This window comes from Rhizobium indicum, from assembly GCF_005862305.2.
In the GTDB taxonomy this organism is placed as follows: domain Bacteria; phylum Pseudomonadota; class Alphaproteobacteria; order Rhizobiales; family Rhizobiaceae; genus Rhizobium; species Rhizobium indicum.
Genome location: NZ_CP054021.1, coordinates 3384228 through 3402639 on the forward strand (window position 1 = coordinate 3384228; position 18412 = coordinate 3402639).

Sequence of the window (18412 nt, forward strand, 5' to 3'; positions counted from 1 at the left end):
GGAGCAGGAGCAGGTTGCAACACACTATGACAGCCATCGACGATGATGAACGCTTTTTCGGCTTCGCTTTGCAAGGCATTACGGCCGGCTTTGCGGCAGCGTCGTTTCCTCCGCCCGGCAAGGCACGATTCACCGCGATGATATCTAACGGCCGGAAGATTCGTTTAAACCATCAGAGACTTGGCCGCAGCCCCAATGGTTGGCGCGACCGGCAAGAGGCGGTTGCGAGCCGCCCGATGCTTCGGGCCGCCCGATGATGTCCTTAGCCGGCTGGGGCGACGCCGACGCGAGCAAGGCCGTCACGAGCCGGCTGGTACTTGGGATCGAGGCCGATCGCGTGACGATAGGAGCGGGCAGCCTTCGCCTTGTCGCCGCGGCGTTCGTAGACCAGCGCCTGGTTGGCCCAGGATTCGGCGATGTTGCCGTTAAGCTCGATTGCATGGTTGAAATCGGCAAAGGCGTTGTCGTCGTCGTTCAGCGCGATATAGGAAATGCCGCGGCCATTATAGGGCTCGGCCGAATTCGGCGCGAGCGAGATCGCTTTCGAGAAATCGTCGATCGCCTTATCCTGCTGATTGCGCTTCTGATAGATCAGGCCGCGATTGTGGTAGGCGCGGCCATCGGTCGTGCCGAGCTGGATCGCCTTGTCGAAATCGTTGAAAGCCTGATCATCCTGGCCGGCCATGCGATAGACATTGCCGCGGCCGATATAGGCGACGTCGTAGCTCGGATTGATCTGCAGGGCGGCATTGTAATCGGAAATCGCCTGGGCCTGCTGGCCCATGTTGCGATAGACGAGAGCGCGGTTGGCGTAAGCCTGGAAAAACCGCGGATTGATCTGCAATGCCGTGTTGAAATCATTCAGCGCCGGGCGGAACTGGCCGGCGCGGCCATAGGCGGAACCACGGACGTTGTAACCTTCGGGATCCCTCGGATTGGCGTTGATGACCGCCGTCAGCGACGCGATGTTCTCTTCCGAACCCTGCGCCTTGTCGATGCGGATTACGGCATCCGTGGTATTGGTCGTCTCGCAGCCGGCGAGGCCAAACATTGCCGCCAGCGTCAAAGCGGGCAGGAATGCCGTTTTCTGCAAGCGCAAAGCGCGGGACGGATTAAAGGTGTTGACAGCCATTCGGGCTCGCTTTCCCCATGCGGCATATCCGGTGCGCGGATATGCGATCTCTCAGCGGCAAACTAAAAAAGGCGGCGGCGAACCGATCGCCCCCGCCACAATGCATCTGAAAACGTCGAAAAAACGACGGAAACGCTCAGCGTGCTGCGACCAGACCTTCGCGCTGGGCGCGCTTGCGGGCCAGCTTGCGAACACGACGAACAGCCTCGGCCTTTTCGCGAGCACGCTTCTGCGACGGCTTCTCGTAATAGTCGCGCATCTTCATTTCGCGGAAAATGCCTTCGCGCTGCATCTTCTTCTTGAGAGCGCGGAGAGCCTGATCAACATTGTTATCGCGGACAAGTACCTGCACGAGAATCACGTTCCTTTGGTTGGTTGATGCCGGAGGCGGCGCAGCGGCCTGAGGCAAAACAATAACGTCCGCGCGGCCGGAGCCTTGCGATTGGTGATGCGAAATAGCAGATCGGGTACGGGAAGTCCAGATGGATATGGAAGGCGGGCGGAAAAATCACGCTTCGCCTGATCCAGTCATGATCCGGCCGGTTCGGGCGCGGCTTCATCCAGCGCGGCGATTGCCTCCTTGAGAGCCGTCCTGACCCTCAGGCGATCGGCAGACTCAACCCGGCTCATATCCAGGTGCTCGCTGAGGACGCGGCTCTTGTGGTCCGCACCGAGTGTCAGCCCATCCACCATAGGGCACGATCTCGCGCTGTATGCCCTTCATTGTGATCGGCGGCAAGGGGTGAGCGTAGACGATTTCGTTCACCAGCGCATAGGTTTCGTAGCTCAGGATGCTGAAAAGACAGCGTCCCTGATGCATCTGCGAATGGCGTTTGAACCGAAAGCGGCGTAGCCTGTCTGCCGGCAGGTGCGGGCCGTTCTGTCGGCCGTCGGGGGGCAGCCGGTGAGATCATGACGCGCGTGCAGCAAATCGGTGTCGTTATCGGCCTGGCGATCGTGGCTATGCTGACGATCCTCCGGGCAGGCGATCCCGGGATTTTCAAGCTGATCCGGGGCGTGACTTTCGACGAGTATCAGCGGCTGGTTCCCAGGACCTTCGAGCCGATGCCCGTCCGCGTGATCGACATCGACGAGACGTCGTTGCGCGAATTCGGCCAGTGGCCGTGGCCGCGGGACCGCATGGCTCTGCTGGTGGACAGGCTTTCGGAGATGGGTGCCTCAGCCATTGCCTTCGATGTCCTCTTCGCCGAGCCGGACCGGCTGTCGCCGCGCAACGTTGTGCGCGACGTTGCCGGTGTGGATCCTTCCTTGGCCGAGAAACTGCCCGACAACGACGAGATATTCGCCCGTTCGATTGCCGAAAAACCCGTCGTGCTCGGCTTCGGCCTTTCCAACGAGGGCAACTACCGGCCGCCCGTCAAGGCGGGCTTCGCCTTCACCGGCGAAAGTCCTGTCTCGGCTCCGCCTTATCTCGGCGCCTCGACGCCGCTCAGACCGCAATTGGAGGCCAATGCGGCGGGGCTCGGCCATATCAGCCTCAACCCCGGCAATCCCTCGCCGGTGGTGCGGGCGGTGCCGCTGTTCCTGACAGACGGTGAACAGCTCTATCCGAATCTCGCGATCGAGGCTCTGCGCGTGGCGCAGGGGGCGTCGACCTATGTGCTATCGGGCGCGCCCGATCGCGCCGGCATCATGACATCGGCAAAGATAGGGGATTTCGTCGTGCCGCTGACGGCGGCGGGCGAACTCTGGCTTTATGTCAGCCCCGACCGGGCCGAGCGGTACATATCCGCCCGTCAGGTGCTCGCGGTCGACGGGGCCTCTCCCGAGGTCGCGGCCGCCCTCGACGGCAGCATCGTCTTCATCGGCACATCGGCGGCCGGCTTGCAGGACATCCGCGTTACCGCGCTTGGCGAGAATGTTCCGGGTGTCTCGCTGCATGCGCAGGCGGTGGAGCAGATCCTCTCCGGCCATTTCCTGTCGCGGCCCGACTGGGCCGACGGGCTGGAAATCCTGCTGATCGCGGTGCTCGGCTGCCTGCTCGTCGTGGTGACGACCTTCGTCAGCCCCGCCGTCGCTCTGATCTGCGGGCTGCTGATCACGGCCATGGCGCTGGTGGCGTCCTGGCTCTCGTTTCTTTATGCAGGGCTTCTCTTCGATCCACTGGCTCCGATCGTCAGCGGATCGATCATCCATTTTGCCGCGACCTCGTTCAAGATCCTGGTGATCGATCGAGAGCGACGCGAGGTGCGGCGCGCCTTCGGACATTATCTTTCCCCAGCGCTGCTCCACCGTATCGAGCATAATCGCGACGCATTGCGTCTCGGCGGAGACGACCGCGAGTTGACGATGATGTTCGTCGATGTCAGGAATTTCACCGAAATGAGCGAGCGGCTGGCGCCGACGGATGTCGTCGCTTTCCTGAACACGCTGCTCGATGCGTTGAGCCGCCATGTCGTGGCGAATGAGGGCACGCTCGACAAGTTCATCGGCGACTCGATCATGGCATTCTGGAATGCGCCCGTCGATGTGGCGGATCACGAAGTTAAGGCTGTTCGCGCAGCGCTTGCCATGCGCGAGACACTCGCCGAATTGAACGCCGGCGACGCCTTTGGCTTCGGGCCCGATCAGCAAGTCAGCATCGGCATCGGCATTCATACTGGCCTTGCCTGCGTTGGCAATATGGGCGCCAAGACCCGCTTCAACTATTCGGCTGTCGGAGATGCCGTCAACGTTGCGGCTCGAATCGAGTCCTCCTGCAAGGAGGTCGGCTTCGATATCCTCATTTCCGACAGCACGGCACGGTCAGTGCCGGGAATGGCGCTGATCGAGGCCGGCGCGCTCCCGCTAAAGGGGAAGAGCAGCCGGACACAGATCCTCGCCGTTGTCGGCGATGAGCGGGTCGCAGCATCTCTGGAATTTGCCGCGCTCAAGGTCGTCCACAATCAGTTGATGCAGGCCCTGCAATCACACTCAAGGAATAGCCGAAAGCTTATCGGTACGGCAAAGCTCAGGGCTGTGCAGGTGATCGGCGGTCTGGCTGAGTTCTACGAGCGCGTATCCCGCAGAGCCGATCATTTCCGCGAGGTGCCGGAGGAGGTCGAAAAAAGCGCCGCAGATTGACAGGGCTCAGCGACCGCGATTGAAATTATGACCCCTGTCGCGGTTCCGATCGTTGTCGTGATCTCGATCTCGATCATGGTGGCGCTCGTGCCCCCGATGATCCAAACCGTGATTTCCGGGCTTGCCATCATTGTCATGCCGGCCGTGGCCATCATGCTTGTCGGGCCTATCCGGCTTGTCATGATGGGGCTTATCGTGGTGCGGCCTGTCATGATGAGGCTTGTCGTGATGCGGCTTGTCGGGTTTGTTCGGCCGCTCCTTTTGCGGCTCGGCCTGTCTCTGTGGCGGATCCTGCCTTTGCGGAGCAGGCGCAACTGCCGGCGGAGGCCGCGTCCTGTCTTTTCTTTCCGGCGCGGCTGAGGCCATATTGCAGCCGCCGAGCATGCCGATGCCGCCCGCAAGTCGCTGATTGCCGGAGAGGAAGGGTAGGGCGCGCTGATTTCCGAGCGTCGCGAGGATGCTGGGGTCGACCCGGCGTGCCGCGGACATATCGCCATTCGGCTTGGCCACCACGCAATCGCAGCGTTGCTGTAGTTGCCGGCAGCCGCCCGGGCCGCAGAAACGGGCAGCACCATTCAGCAGCACGACGGCGGTCGTACCATCCGGGCCGACGTAGAAATCGAAAGCGGTGCCACGCACGCCGATCGTGCCGGCGGGAGTCAGGATCTGGTAGGCCGAGGAATTGGAATTGCCGCTGACCCAGCGGAATGTGCCCTTTGCCGCCCTGATCGTCAGTTTCTTGACCGATTGGGAATCATCGAAGACATATTTGTCGATCACGACCGACGAACCCCAGCCGACCGCGAGCTTCGTGCCGTCACGAAACACGAATTGGCCAAGCCCCGATTGCGATGTCTTGATGCGTTCGTTGCGATGGACGCGGGTGTCGACCTCGATCGGCCCGCTCTGTCCCGTCACCTGTGTCTTGATGACGACGGCCTGGCCGACCGGCTCGGCGGCGAGCGCCGGCCATGCGCCGTTTAACGCGATGCAAAGCATCGCGACCGATACTGCGCGCCAACCCCACATGATACACGTACCCCCGGGAACAGGCGATTGTTAACATTTTAGCAATTGCTTGTCTTCTAACCCTCTTGGGTTAGGGCCGGGCCGGCGGCTAAGCGGAAATGCAGACGCTTGGGTCATCGGCCTGGAAGGGCATTCTCATCAGCGTGTCGAAAGCAAAGCTCTCGTGCGTCGCAAAAGAACCGTTGTGCCGCATTTGGATTTGCGATTTGTATGAGCGCGGAGAACAGGCCCTTTCCCGAAGGAGAAGAAGGCGGATGCGGAAATATTCGGTTTTTGCCGTGGCACGGGAGGCCCTTCGCGGCCACAAGGGCTGGGAGAAGCAGTGGACTTCGCCTGAGCCGCGCGCCGAATATGACGTCGTCATCATCGGCGCCGGTGGCCACGGGCTGGGTGCCGCCTATTATCTCGCCAAGGAGCACGGCATCACCAATGTGGCGGTGATCGAGAAGGGCTGGCTCGGCGGCGGCAATACCGGGCGCAACACCACCATCATCCGCTCGAACTATCTCTACGAAGAGAGCATGCACATCTACGAGCATTCGATGAAGCTCTGGGAGGGGCTATCCCAGGAGCTCAACTACAATGTGATGTATTCGCCGCGCGGCGTAATGATGCTCTCGCACAATATTCACGACCAGCAGTCCTTCAAACGACATATCCATGCCAACCGGCTCTACGGCATCGACAATGAATGGCTGACGCCGGAGCAGGCGAAGGCCTATTGTCCGCCGCTCGATATCTCGGCCAGCGCGCGCTACCCGATCAACGGCGCAGCCCTGCAGCGGCGCGGCGGCACGGCCAGGCACGACGCGGTTGCCTGGGGTTATGCACGGGCGGCCTCAGACCGCGGGGTGCACATCATCCAGAATTGCGAAGTGACCGGCATCCGGCGCGGTCCGGACGGACGGGTGACCGGGGTTGAGACCTCGCGCGGCTTCATCGGCGCCAGGAAGGTCGGCGTGTCGGCGGCCGGCCATACGACGACAGTCATGCAGATGGCCGGCGTGCGCGTGCCGCTGCAATCGAGCCCGCTGCAGGCGCTGGTTTCCGAGCCGCTGAAGCCGATCTTTCCCTGCGTCGTCATGTCGAACACGGTGCATGCCTATATCTCCCAGTCCGACAAGGGAGAGCTCGTCATCGGCGCCGGCACCGACCAATACAATTCCTATTCCCAGACGGGCGGGCTGCAGATCATCACCCATACGCTGGATGCCATCTGCGAGCTCTTCCCGATGTTCCGCCGCGTCAAGATGATGCGGCAATGGGGCGGCATCGTCGACAATACGCCGGATCGTTCGGCGATCCAGTCGAAGACGCCGGTTCCCGGGCTTTACGTCAATTGCGGCTGGGGCACCGGCGGCTTTAAGGCGACGCCGGGCTCGGCCAATCTCTTCGCCCATCTGATTGCTCGCGACGAGCCGCACAAATTCAATGCCGGGCTGACGCTGGAGCGCTTCCGCAGCGGCCGGCTGATCGACGAGGCGGCGGCGGCGGCGGTGGCGCACTGATGTGGACGGCGGCTCTCCTGACGATCGGGATCAGCGGCGCGGCAATGCCGGCCGGTGACGTCTTTCCCGGCGTCGGAGATTTCCGCCTGCAGAAGATCCACAGGGCCGCCGGCGAAAGCGAATGGCCCTTCGTTGCCGAGAGCGGCACGCTGCTTTGCGCGATGGTCCTGCGCCAACCAGCCGTCTATTTCGTGCCCGAGGTCGCCGGAACGCCGGGACGTGCCTTCGTGATCGACAACGATATCACCATGATGGCTTTTGCGAATATCGGCATGACCGGTGTGCTGGAGCCCTACGACAATTTCGAACAGCTTCTCAAGCGCCTCGTTCCCTATGTGACGATGGGAAAGCGCCTTTGCAATCAACCTCCCGGAACCAATGTTTCCGGATCGGAACTCTAAGACGGGTAACACATGCTGCTGATCTATTGCCCCTACTGTCAGGAAGAGCGCTCCGAGCTCGAATTTCGTGGCGCGGGTGACGCGCATATCGCGCGGCCCGCCGATATCGCCTCGATTTCGGACGAGGACTTCGAGTCCTATTTCTTTATCCGCGACAATCCGAAGGGGCTGATCTTCGAACGCTGGCGGCATATTCACGGCTGCGGGCGCTTCTTCAATGCGGCGCGCGATACGGTGACCGACAAGTTCATCGTGACCTACAAGGCGGGTGAACCGAAGCCTGAGATCGGTGCGGCGGTCCAGCAGCATGGGCCTGTCGAGACATATGAAGCCGTGGAAGGAGAGGCGCAATGAGCGGCGCGAACCGTATCGCCGGCAAGGGGCGCCTGACACCGGCCAGGACCGCGCGCTTCAGCTTCGACGGCAAGAGCTATACAGCGCTCGAAGGTGATACCGTGGCCTCGGCGCTGATCGCCAACGGCGTGCATCTTCTGGGACGTTCGTTCAAATATCACCGGGCCCGCGGTATTCTGTCGGCAGGGGCCGAGGAGCCGAACGCGCTGATCGACGTTTCCCGCGATGCGGCGCGCAAGCAGCCGAACGTGCGCGCCACCGTGCAGGAAGTCTTCGACGGCATGATCGTCAGCTCGCAGAACCGCTGGCCCTCGCTTGCCTTCGACATCGGCGCGGTCAACAATCTGATGTCGCCGTTCTTCGCCGCCGGTTTCTACTACAAGACCTTCATGTGGCCGCGCGCCGCCTGGAAACACGTCTACGAACCGCTCATCCGTCGCGCTGCCGGCCTCGGCGTCGCACCGACGGAGGAGGACCCTGACCATTATGCCAGCCGCTATGCCCATTGCGACGTGCTGGTGGTCGGCGCCGGTGTTGCCGGGCTCTCGGCGGCGCTGGCTGCGGCCGAGACCGGCGCGCAGGTGATCCTTTGCGACGAGCAGGCGGAAGCCGGCGGCGCGTTACGCTACGATCTCGGGGTAAGGATCGACGGACAGGACGGCAATAGCTGGGCACAGAAGGCTGTGGCGCGTCTGAAGGCGATGGACAATGTCGAAGTGCTGGTCCGCACGACCGCCTTCGGCTACTACAACCACAATTTCGTCGGTCTTGCCGAGCGCGTCACCGATCATATCGCCAAGCCTTCGCGCGATCTGCCGCGCGAGCGGCTTTGGCAGGTCCGGGCCAAGCGGGTCATCCTTGCCACTGGCGCGATCGAGCGGCACATGGTATTTCCGAACAACGACCGGCCGGGCATCATGCTCGCCTCGGCGGGGCGGATGTATCTCAATCATTACGGCGTTGCGGTCGGGACCAAGGTCGGCATCTACACGGCGCACGACTCGGCCTATGAGGCGGCCTTCGATCTGAAACGATCAGGTGTTTCGATCGCTGCCATCGTCGATAGCAGGCAGGCGCCGGGAGCGGCAGTGCTGGCAGAGGCGCGGGCGCTCGGCATCGATGTCCTGGCCGGCCAATCGGTCGTCAACACGTCGGGGCGACTGCGCATCTCGTCGATGACGGTGGCGCGCAACGGCGGCGGTTCGCCGCGCAAGATCGCGGTCGATGCGCTGCTGGTTTCGGCCGGCTGGACGCCGTCCGTCCATCTGTTCTCGCAGTCGCGCGGCAAAGTGGCCTTCGATGCAGAAAGCCAGCGTTTCCTGCCCGGCTCCTATGCGCAGGACTGCCTCTCGGTCGGTGCCTGCAACGGCACCGACGATCTGCAGCGGACGATCGAGGAATCGCTTGCCGCCGGCGAGCTGATGGCGCAGGCTACCGGCAGAAGCAGCGGCGAGAAGATCGCAATTTCGGCCGAACAGGCCTATGACTGGACGGGCGGGATGATCGGCGCTGCCGAAGGCGCCGGGCCGAAGACCAACGCCAAGGCCTTCATCGATTTCCAGCATGACGTCTGCGCCAAGGATATCCGCCTTGCCGTGCGCGAGGGCATGCATTCGATCGAGCATATCAAGCGCTTCACGACCAACGGCATGGCCTCGGACCAGGGCAAGCTCTCCAACATGCATGGCCTGGCGATTGCCGCCGAAATGCTCGGCAAGGAAATCCCGCAGGTCGGGCTCACCACTTTCCGTGCGCCCTATACGCCGGTCACCTATGGTACGCTGATCGGTCATTCACGCGGAGAGCTGTTCGATCCGACACGCAAGACGCCGCTGCACGGCTGGGAAGAAGCCCATGGCGCGGTCTTCGAGGATGTCGGCAACTGGAAGCGTGCCTGGTTCTATCCGCAGGCCGGCGAGACCATGCACCAGGCGGTCGCTCGCGAATGCCGAACGGCACGCGAGGCGGCCGGTATCTTCGACGCCTCGACGCTCGGCAAGATCGAGGTGGTGGGGCCGGATGCTGCGGAATTCCTCAACCTCATCTACACCAATGCCTGGGATACGCTGAAGCCCGGCAAGGCCCGCTACGGCATCATGACCCGCGAGGATGGCTTCGTTTATGACGATGGCGTTGTCGGACGCCTGGCGGACGACCGTTTCCATGTGACGACGACGACCGGCGGCGCGCCACGTGTTCTCCATCACATGGAAGATTACCTGCAGACGGAATTCCCGCATCTGAAGGTATGGCTGACCTCGGTGACCGAACAATGGGCTGTCATCGCTGTGCAGGGACCGAAGGCGCGCGAGATCGTCGCGCCGCTGGTCGAAGGGCTCGATCTTTCGAACGAAGCCTTCCCGCATATGAGCGTTGCCGAGTGCACGGTCTGCGGCGTGCCGGCGCGGCTCTTCCGCGTCTCCTTCACCGGCGAAACTGGTTTCGAAATCAATGTGCCGGCCGATTACGGTCAGTCGGTGCTCGAAGCGGTCTGGGCCAATGCCGAGCCGCTCGGTGCCTGCGTCTACGGAACGGAGACGATGCACGTTCTTCGCGCCGAGAAAGGCTACATCATCGTCGGGCAGGATACGGATGGGACCGTGACCCCCGATGACGCCGGACTTTCCTGGGCGGTTTCGAAGAAAAAGACGGATTTCGTCGGCATTCGCGGGTTGAAGCGGCCGGATCTCGTCAAGGACGGGCGCAAACAGCTCGTCGGCCTCGTCACCACGGACCCGAAGCTGGTGCTCGAAGAAGGCGCGCAGATCGTCGCGAGCCCGAACGAGCCGAAGCCGATGACCATGCTCGGCCACGTCACGTCAGCCTATTGGTCGGAAAATTGCGGCAGGTCGATCGCCTTCGCGCTGGTCGCCGGCGGCCGGGCGCGGATGGGCGAGACGCTCTATGTGCCGATGCCGGACCGGACGATCGCCGTCGAAGTGACGGATCTGGTATTCTTTGACAAGGAAGGGGGCCGCATCCATGGCTGATGTCGCAATTCGCAAACCGGCGATTGCCGGACGTCTCGGCGGCTCCGCAGCGGTACGGCTGACGACCGCTCCCACTGCCAGCCGGGTGGCGCTGCGCGCGCCGGCGGGATCGCTGGCAGCACTTTCCTCTGCTCTCGGCCTGCCGTTGCCGGATGCCCCGAAGACATCCGGCCGGGCCGGCGCCCGATCGGCGCTCTGGATTGGCCCGGACGAGTGGCTGGTGATCGACGGGGCCGGCGCCGATCTGATGGCCGCACTTTCCGGCGCCGGTACGCTGCATTCGGCGATCGACGTTTCCCACCGCAATGTCGCGATCATCGTCTCGGGACCGGGTGCCGAGGCGACGCTTTCGGCCGGCTGCCCGCAGGATCTGTCGCTTTCTTCCTTTCCGATCGGCGCCGCATCGCGGACGATTTTCGGCAAGGCGGAAATCGTGCTTTTCCGTACGGAAGAAGACACGTTCCGGGTGGAGTGCTGGCGGTCGTTTTCGGATTATGTCTTCGGGCTGCTGAACGAGGCGGCTGAAGACGCCGGTCATTGAGTCTCAGCAAATCGCGAGCGTGCGCTCATTCAAGAGGTAAGCGAATGCTGCACCATGCCTCCCTCGGCGTTTCCGACATTGAGCGGTCGGCGGCATTTTACGATGCCGCCCTTGTCGCGCTCGGTTATATCAGGGTCTGGGACGATATCAGGCCGGGGCAAACAGGGCAGGCGGTCGGCTACGGCCCTCCTGGCGGCGGGGACAAACTGGCGATCAAGCATCGCCCGGACGGCCAGCGTGCGCCCGGCCCGGGTTTTCATCTGGCGTTTGCCGCGCCGAGCCGCAAGGCAGTCGATCAGTTTTATGTGGCGGCAATCGCGCAAGGCGGCAGTGACAATGGCCGTCCCGGCCTGCGGTCCCATTACGGTGAGCATTATTATGCGGCGTTCGTCATGGATCCCGACGGGCACGCTCTCGAAGCCGTGTTCAATTCGGCTGAGTAACAAAAGCAGTTTTGCTTAGACGTCCTCGGGACGGTCCTTTGGGTCGAATTGGATGATGGTGATCCATTTTGCCGTCAGTGCCGGCTTCTTCTCGTTTTCGATCTCGATCGTGACGTCATAGGTGGTCATCAGCATGCCGGCGCCGCGGAAGCGGGCTTCGGAAAGCAGGAAGCGGCCGCGGACGCGGGCGCCGCTTTTCACCGGCGTCATGAAGCGGACGCGATCGAAGCCGTAGTTGATGCCGAGGGTCTGCTCGCGCACTTTCGGCAGGCAATTGTAGTTCATCGTCGACAGCAGAGACAGGGTCAGGAAGCCGTGGGCGATGGTGCCGCCGAACGGGCTCTCGGCCGCCGCGCGCTCAGGATCGACGTGGATGAACTGATGGTCGTCGGTCGCCGACGCGAAGGCGTCGATCATCGTCTGGTCGACGGTGACCCAATCCGAAAGGCCCGTTTCCATGCCGATCAATCCCCGCACGTCGGAGAGTGAAATTTCCGTGACCATGAATTCCTCGTGAAACAAGCCGCCGCGGCAAAGCCTTATCGTGCATTTGTGACGATTGCGACAAGGATTTGCGCGAGGGAGGGGAGGCGGTCAATTTTCTACGAAAAAGGCAATCGAGCGCGGCTCGACGGTTGCGCGGCCACCGGTTTTATTTGCTCCATCAGGGGTCAACTGGCGCCAGCCCGGTTCGCCCTCAGAAGGCAGCGTGAAAAATTGGCGGCTCCCCGAGCGATTGAAAAGCACGCCGAGCCGGGTCTGCCTGCCGCGAGAGGAGCGGTCACCGGTCGATAACAGCATGCCGAGGGTGGAAAGCGACGGCGTCTCCCATTCGGCAACGGTCATCGGCTCGCCGGAGAGCGAAATCCATTCGACATCGCCGTTTCCTGACAGGAAGTCCGTTTCAGAGAAGACGGTGAAGCGGCGACGCAACCCCGCAACGAAGGCGGTGTGGGCGATGAGATCCCCGTCCAACGCTTTCCAGTCCAGCCAGGTGATCTCGTTGTCCTGGCAATAGGCGTTGTTGTTGCCGTGCTGGCTGCGGCCGCCCTCGTCGCCCGCCGTCAGCATGATGCTGCCGCGGGTGGCAAAGAGCGTTGAGATCAGCGCCATCACATCGTCCCGGCGACGCTTGCGGATCGTCGGATAGACGGTTTCCCCCTCGACGCCGTTGTTCCAGGAGTGGTTCTCGTTATGGCCGTCACGATTGTGTTCGCCATTGGCGTCGTTGTGCTTTCCAGCATAGGAGACGAGATCGATCAGCGTGAAGCCGTCATGGGCGGCGAGGAAATTGACGCTGCGCGTCTCCTTGCCGTTGTTGCGGGAGAAGATGTCGGAGGAGCCGGCGAGTGCGGTTGCAAGCGCGCCGGTCTTCCAATCGTCACCGCGCCAGTAGCAGCGCAGGTCGTCGCGAACCCGGTCGTTCCATTCAAGGAAGGGCGGCGGGAAATTGCCGAGCTGGTAACCACCCGGGCCGATATCCCAGGGTTCGGCAATCATGATCCGGTCGGCAAGCACATCGTCGGAGAGGATCGCGGCCAGTGTTCCGTCGCGTTCGAAGCCCGTCGCGGTGCGGCCAAGCACCGGGGCGAGATCGAAGCGAAAACCGTCGACGCCGGCGTTGAGCACGAAATGGCGCAGGCTGTCGATGACGAGGCGGCGAACCTCGGGATGATCGCAGGCGAGGGTGTTGCCGGTGCCTGTGTCGTTGACGAGTTCGCCCGGGCAATTCTGGGCGTGGCGATAATAATGCAGGTTGTCGAGGCCACGCAGCGACAGCGTCGCGCCGTAACGGTCGCTCTCGCCGGTATGGTTGAAGACGAGGTCGAGGATGACGGCGATGCCTTCGGCATGGAGGGCCGCGACCGTCTCGCGCAGCTCCGTCATGCCGCCGGGGACGAGCCGCGGATCGAGCGCCATGAAGGCGACGGGATTGTAGCCCCAGCCGTTGGTGAGGCCGAGCGGCGGCAAATGGCGTTCGTCGATCCAGGCAGTGATCGGCATCAGTTCGACGGCATCGACGCCGATCCGCTTCAGATGCGCGACGACGGAGGGATGGGCAAGGGCTGCGACCGTGCCGCGCTCAGCCTCCGGCACGTCGGGATGAAGAATGGTGAAGGGCCGCACCGCCACCTCATAGATAAAGCCGCCCGGCTTGAACAGCGGCTTGCGGATCGCGGCTCGGGTATCGGTGGTGACGATCGCCTTCGGCATCAGATCCTGGCTGTCCTCGCCATAGATGCCGAGGCGGGGATCGTAGCGGAACGGCCTGTCGATCTCCTTGGCGTAGGGATCGATCAGCAGCTTGGAGGGATCGTACCAGAGGCCGTTATCGGGTGCATATATACCGTCGGCGCGATAGCCGTAGCGCGCGCCCTCCTTCAGTCCGTCGACAAAGAGACGATGGAAGTAGTTGCTGTCGCGCGCCATCGGCAGGCGCGCGAATTCCCTGTTGCCGTCATCCTCGAAGAGGCAGAGTTCGATTTGTGCTGCATGATGCGACCACACGGCAAATTCGACGCCGGTCTCGAAGACGATCGCGCCGGCTTGCGCCGAACTGTTCCCCCGCATGTTCCCCCCGGATCAGGTGATCACGGTTGGCGCATCGCGTCCCGTGCGTTCACGAATGCTGGCAATGCTTTCGGCGGCGGCGATCAGATCGGCGAGCGCTTCCTGCGTTTCGATGTTGTGGCGAGTCGAATCCGGCTCGTAACGCTCGATATAGACACGCAAGGTTGCGCCAGACGTGCCGGTGCCGGACAGGCGGAAGACGACGCGGGAGCCGCCCTCGAAGAGCACACGGACACCTTGATGCTCGCTCACCGATTTGTCGATCGGATCGTGGTAGGCGAAGTCGTCGGCCTTTTCCACCTTCAGGCTGCCGAAGCTCTTGCCGGGCAGAGTGGGAAGCTGGCTGCGGAGATTGTCCACCAGGCCGTTCGCCGCATCGGTGTCGAGGCCTTCGTAATCATGGCGTGAATAATAATTGCGGCCGTAGGTCTGCCAGTGCTGCGTGACGATGTCGGCGACGCTCTCGCCGCGTACGGCAAGAATGTTCAGCCATAGCAGCACGGCCCAGAGGCCATCCTTTTCGCGGACGTGGCTGGAGCCCGTGCCGGAGCTTTCCTCACCGCAGATCGTCGCCATGCCGGCGTCGAGCAGGTTGCCGAAGAATTTCCAGCCGGTCGGCGTTTCATACATGCCGATGCCACGCTTTTCGGCGACGCGGTCGGCAGCACCCGATGTCGGCATCGAACGGGCGATGCCGGCAAGGCCGCCGGAATAGCCGGGGGCGAGATTGGCGTTGGCGGCGAGAATCGCCAGGCTGTCGGAAGGCGTAACGAAGATGCCGCGGCCGATGATCAGATTGCGGTCGCCGTCGCCGTCGGAAGCGGCGCCGAAATCGGGCGCGTCATCGCCCATCATCTCATCGAAGAGTTCCTTGCAATGCACCGGGTTCGGGTCCGGGTGATGGCCGCCGAAATCCGGCAGCGGCATGAAATTGCGCACCGAACCCGAGGGAGCGCCGAGACGATTTTCGAAGATTTCCTTGGCATAGGGACCGGTGACGGCGCTCATCCCATCGAAGGCAATGCGGAAGCCGAGGCTGATCAGATTGCGAATGGCGCCGAAATCGAACAGCTCTTCCATCAGCGCGGCATAGTCCTCGACCGGGTCGATGACCGAGAGGATCGTGCCGCCGGGAAGCTCGTCCTTGCCGATGCGGTCGAGATTGACGTCGGCGAAATCGGCGATCTTGTAGCTGTCGATCGTCTTGGAGCGCGCATAGATCGCGTCGGTGATCTTTTCCGGCGCCGGGCCGCCATTGTTGATGTTGTATTTGATGCCGAAGTCTTCGGTCGGGCCGCCGGGATTGTGGCTGGCGGAGAGGATGATGCCGCCGAAAGCCTTGTATTTGCGGATGATGTGGGAAGCGGCCGGCGTCGACAGGATACCGCCCTTGCCGACCATGACCTTGCCGAAGCCATTGGCCGCGGCCATCTTGACAGCCTTCTGGATCACTTCGCGATTGTAGTAGCGTCCGTCGCCGCCGATGACCAGGCACTTGCCCTGATAGCCTTCCAGCGAATCGAAGATCGACTGGATGAAGTTCTCCGCATAGTTCGGCTGCTGGAAGACCGGAACCTTCTTGCGCAGGCCCGACGTGCCGGGTTTCTGATCCAGATAGGGCGTGGTGGGGACGGACTTGATCATTTTAGGTCACATGCCTTTCGAGACGAGGCTTGAATAGAGGGCAGCGTAGCGTTCGGCGCTCTTCTCCCAGGAGACATCCGATTTCATGCCCTGCTTTTGCAATTGGGTCCAGAGTTTTCGGTCCTGATAAAAATGCATCGCACGGCGGATTGCCTGTAGCATGCCTGTTTCGGTCACGGGGGCAAATTGTATGCCGGTTGCGACTTTCGCCGCAAGTGCGGCGTGATTGGCGTCGATCACGGTGTCGTTCAAACCGCCGGTGCGGGCGACGATCGGCACGCAGCCGTAACGCAGGCCGTAAAGCTGGGTCAGGCCGCAGGGTTCGAAGCGTGAGGGGATGATGATCGCATCGCAGCCGGCCTGCATCAGGTGCGACATTGGCTCGTTATAACCGATCGAAACGCCGATGCGGCCGGGGTGGCGGCTGGCGGAGGCGAGCAGCGCGCCTTCAAGGGCGGCTTCGCCGGAGCCGAGCACGACGAGCTTGCCGCCCATGGCGACGATCTCATCGGCGATGTTGGCGACGATATCCATGCCCTTCTGCCAGGTGAGACGGCTGATGACGCAGAAGATCGGGGCGTTGTCATTGTCGAGACCGAAGAATTCGGCGATCGAGCGCCGGTTCTCCTCGCGATTCTTCAGCGTCGTCTGGCCATAATGGGTGTGGACGACAGGATCGGTCGCCGGGTTCCAGATATCGGTGTCGATGCCGTTGACGATGCCGTGCAGATCGTCGATGCGGCTGGCGATGACGCCCTCGAGCCCCATGCCGAATTCCGACGTGAGGATCTCATCGGCATAGGTCGGGCTGACCGTCGTGATCGCATGGGCAGTCTTGAGGCCGCCCTTGAGGAAGCCGACAGTGCCGTAATATTCGATGCTGTCGGTGGCGAAGGCATGGGCGGGCAGACGCAGGCCGGGAAAGATCTCGGAACCGAACTGACCCTGGAAGGCGATGTTGTGGATGGTCAGCACGCTCGGCAGTTCCGGCGTCGGGTAATAACGCATATAGACCGACGTCAGCGCCGCCTGCCAGTCGTGGGTGTGGACGAGATCCGGCCGCCAGCCGGGCAGCAGGCCGGCGGCGATCTCGGAGGCAGCGAGCGACAGGGCGGCGAAACGACGCCAGTTGTCGGGATAGTCCTTGCCGAGCGGATCGAGATAGGGTCCGCCCGGCCTGTCGTAATAGGCCGGCGCATCGAGGATGAGCAGATCGAGGCCCTCGTGCTGGACCTCCAGCACGGTCGCCCGCTCACCGAGCAGGTCGGGGAATTCGAGCCTGACGACGGCGTCGCGAATGACCTTCATCACGGCGGGATAGCCGGGGAGAAGGGTCTTGGTCTCGACTCCGAAGGCTTTCAGAGTAATCGGCAGGGCGCCGGACACATCGGCCAGACCCCCTGTCTTGATCAAAGGGAAGACTTCGGACGAAACCGAAAGAACTTTCATAAGTCAGATATCCAGCTTGTCGATCATCGGTTGCGTGATCAGGCAGATGCCGCTTTCCGTCCGCCGGAAGCGCTTGGCATCGAGCTCGGGATCCTCGCCGACGACCAGGCCTTCCGGAATGACGACACCATGGTCGATCACCACATTCTTGAGCTGCGCGCGCCGTCCGACCTTCACGTTCGGCAGGACGACCGCCCCTTCCAACTTGGAGAAGGAGTTGGCCCTGACGCCCGTGAAGAGCAGGCTGTTGTTGAGCATGGCGCCCGAGATGATGCAGTCGCCCGACACAACGGAGGAGGTGGCCGAGCCGCGACGATCCTCGTCGTCATGGACGAATTTCGCCGGCGGGGTGATCTCGGCATAGGTCCAGATCGGCCAGGACTTGTCGTAGATGTCGAGCTCCGGAACGATCGCCGTCAGGTCAATATTGGCCTGCCAATAGGCGTCGATCGTGCCGACGTCGCGCCAATAGGGCTCGTGCTCGAAATCGGAACGGACGCAGGACTTGGCGAAGCGGTGAGCGACCGCCTTACCGTTCTTGACGATATAGGGGATAATGTCCTTGCCGAAGTCGCGGCTCGAGGTCGGGTCGGCTGCGTCGCGGCGCAGCGCATCGAGGAGGAACTTGGTGTGGAAGACGTAGATGCCCATCGAGGCGAGGGCGAAATCCGGCTTGTCGGGAATGGGCGGCGGATCGGCCGGTTTCTCGACGAAGGCGATGATCTCGTCCTTCTCGTTGACATGCATGACGCCGAAGCCGACCGCTTCCATGCGCGGCACTTCCAGGCAGCCGATGGTGACGTCGGCGCCGGAATCGACGTGCTGCTGCAGCATCCACTCATAGTCCATCTTATAGACGTGGTCGCCTGCAAGAATGACCATGTATTCGACGCCGTAATCCTGGATGATGTCGATGTTCTGATAGACGGCGTCGGCCGTGCCTTCATACCATTGCGTCTCGGAGACGCGCTGGCTGGCGGGCAGAATATCGAAGCTCTCGTTGCGCTCGGGGCGGAAGAAGTTCCAGCCGCGCTGCATGTGGCGGATCAGCGAATGCGCCTTGTATTGCGTGGCGACGCCGATGCGGCGGATGCCGGAATTCAGGGCGTTCGACAAAGCGAAATCGATGATGCGGGCCTTGCCGCCGAAATAGACGGCCGGCTTGGCACGCCGGTCGGTGAGTTCCTTGAGACGGCTTCCCCTACCGCCCGCCAGAACATAAGCCATTGCATCGCGGGCAAGTGGCTGAACGCGCTTTTCTACCAT

The 18412-nt window shown here is 62.4% G+C and carries 16 protein-coding genes and 1 pseudogene; 8 read left to right on the top strand and 9 right to left on the bottom strand.

The features are described 5' to 3' along the window. Positions 1–26 precede the first annotated feature (26 nt). Positions 27–257 (top strand): hypothetical protein, encoded by a 231-nt coding sequence (locus FFM53_RS16520; RefSeq protein ID WP_138390579.1) that lies wholly within the window; start codon positions 27–29, stop codon positions 255–257. Positions 258–262: 5 nt separating this feature from the next. Here FFM53_RS16520 and FFM53_RS16525 read toward each other — a convergent pair whose 3' ends face one another. From FFM53_RS16525 to FFM53_RS36355, 3 genes and pseudogenes are all read right to left on the bottom strand, one after another. After that, on the bottom strand, positions 263–1132 hold the full coding sequence (locus tag FFM53_RS16525; protein ID WP_138390578.1) for a tetratricopeptide repeat protein: 870 nt from the start codon (positions 1130–1132) through the stop codon (positions 263–265). Positions 1133–1268: 136 nt separating this feature from the next. Then, complete coding sequence (gene rpsU, locus FFM53_RS16530; protein WP_003542939.1) at positions 1269–1484, bottom strand: 30S ribosomal protein S21; 216 nt, start codon at positions 1482–1484, stop codon at positions 1269–1271. 176 nt (positions 1485–1660) lie between these two features. After that, positions 1661–1925: pseudogene (locus FFM53_RS36355) on the bottom strand (adenylate/guanylate cyclase domain-containing protein); the annotation flags it as partial. 119 nt (positions 1926–2044) lie between these two features. Between FFM53_RS36355 and FFM53_RS16535 the strand changes: the two are divergent. After that, positions 2045–4216 (top strand): CHASE2 domain-containing protein, encoded by a 2172-nt coding sequence (locus tag FFM53_RS16535; RefSeq protein WP_138390577.1) that lies wholly within the window; start codon positions 2045–2047, stop codon positions 4214–4216. Positions 4217–4222: 6 nt separating this feature from the next. On the opposite strand, the gene FFM53_RS16540 is transcribed toward FFM53_RS16535, so the two are convergent. Further along, positions 4223–5245, bottom strand: coding sequence for a FecR family protein (locus FFM53_RS16540; RefSeq protein WP_138333317.1), 1023 nt, complete (start codon positions 5243–5245; stop codon positions 4223–4225). 254 nt (positions 5246–5499) lie between these two features. On the opposite strand from FFM53_RS16540, the gene FFM53_RS16545 reads away from it, so the two are divergent. From FFM53_RS16545 to FFM53_RS16570, 6 genes are read left to right on the top strand one after another with little or no spacing between them, the layout of a single operon-like run. Continuing rightward, the gene (locus tag FFM53_RS16545) at positions 5500–6753 is read left to right on the top strand and encodes a sarcosine oxidase subunit beta family protein (RefSeq protein WP_003542921.1); all 1254 of its coding nucleotides are present in this window, start codon (positions 5500–5502) and stop codon (positions 6751–6753) included. Beyond that, entirely contained in the window at positions 6753–7154 is a 402-nt protein-coding gene (locus FFM53_RS16550) for a hypothetical protein (protein ID WP_138333318.1), read from the top strand. The genes FFM53_RS16545 and FFM53_RS16550 overlap by 1 nt, the downstream gene beginning before the upstream one ends. Positions 7155–7166: 12 nt before the next feature. Next, positions 7167–7508 (top strand): sarcosine oxidase subunit delta, encoded by a 342-nt coding sequence (locus tag FFM53_RS16555; RefSeq protein ID WP_138333319.1) that lies wholly within the window; start codon positions 7167–7169, stop codon positions 7506–7508. Beyond that, entirely contained in the window at positions 7505–10498 is a 2994-nt protein-coding gene (locus FFM53_RS16560; protein WP_138390576.1) for a sarcosine oxidase subunit alpha, read from the top strand. The genes FFM53_RS16555 and FFM53_RS16560 overlap by 4 nt, the downstream gene beginning before the upstream one ends. Further along, entirely contained in the window at positions 10491–11039 is a 549-nt protein-coding gene (locus FFM53_RS16565; RefSeq protein WP_138390575.1) for a sarcosine oxidase subunit gamma, read from the top strand. The genes FFM53_RS16560 and FFM53_RS16565 overlap by 8 nt, the downstream gene beginning before the upstream one ends. A 44-nt stretch (positions 11040–11083) precedes the next feature. Continuing rightward, positions 11084–11482 carry a VOC family protein gene (locus FFM53_RS16570; protein WP_138390574.1) on the top strand — a complete coding sequence of 133 codons (399 nt, stop codon included), beginning with the start codon at positions 11084–11086 and terminating at the stop codon, positions 11480–11482. A 15-nt stretch (positions 11483–11497) separates the two neighbouring features. Here the strand turns inward: FFM53_RS16570 and FFM53_RS16575 are convergent, their stop codons facing one another. The 5 genes from FFM53_RS16575 to glgC all read right to left on the bottom strand — a co-directional run bounded on the left by FFM53_RS16575 (position 11498) and on the right by glgC (position 18412). After that, entirely contained in the window at positions 11498–11986 is a 489-nt protein-coding gene (locus tag FFM53_RS16575) for a MaoC family dehydratase (protein WP_027667785.1), read from the bottom strand. Positions 11987–12076: 90 nt separating this feature from the next. Next, positions 12077–14053 carry a glycogen debranching protein GlgX gene (gene glgX / locus FFM53_RS16580; RefSeq protein ID WP_138390573.1) on the bottom strand — a complete coding sequence of 659 codons (1977 nt, stop codon included), beginning with the start codon at positions 14051–14053 and terminating at the stop codon, positions 12077–12079. 12 nt (positions 14054–14065) lie between these two features. After that, entirely contained in the window at positions 14066–15697 is a 1632-nt protein-coding gene (locus tag FFM53_RS16585) for an alpha-D-glucose phosphate-specific phosphoglucomutase (protein ID WP_029871878.1), read from the bottom strand. A 6-nt stretch (positions 15698–15703) separates the two neighbouring features. After that, positions 15704–17146, bottom strand: coding sequence for a glycogen synthase GlgA (gene glgA, locus FFM53_RS16590; RefSeq protein WP_138390572.1), 1443 nt, complete (start codon positions 17144–17146; stop codon positions 15704–15706). A gap of 3 nt (positions 17147–17149) precedes the next feature. Next, positions 17150–18412, bottom strand: a complete 1263-nt coding sequence (gene glgC, locus FFM53_RS16595) for a glucose-1-phosphate adenylyltransferase (RefSeq protein WP_012758982.1) — start codon at positions 18410–18412, stop codon at positions 17150–17152.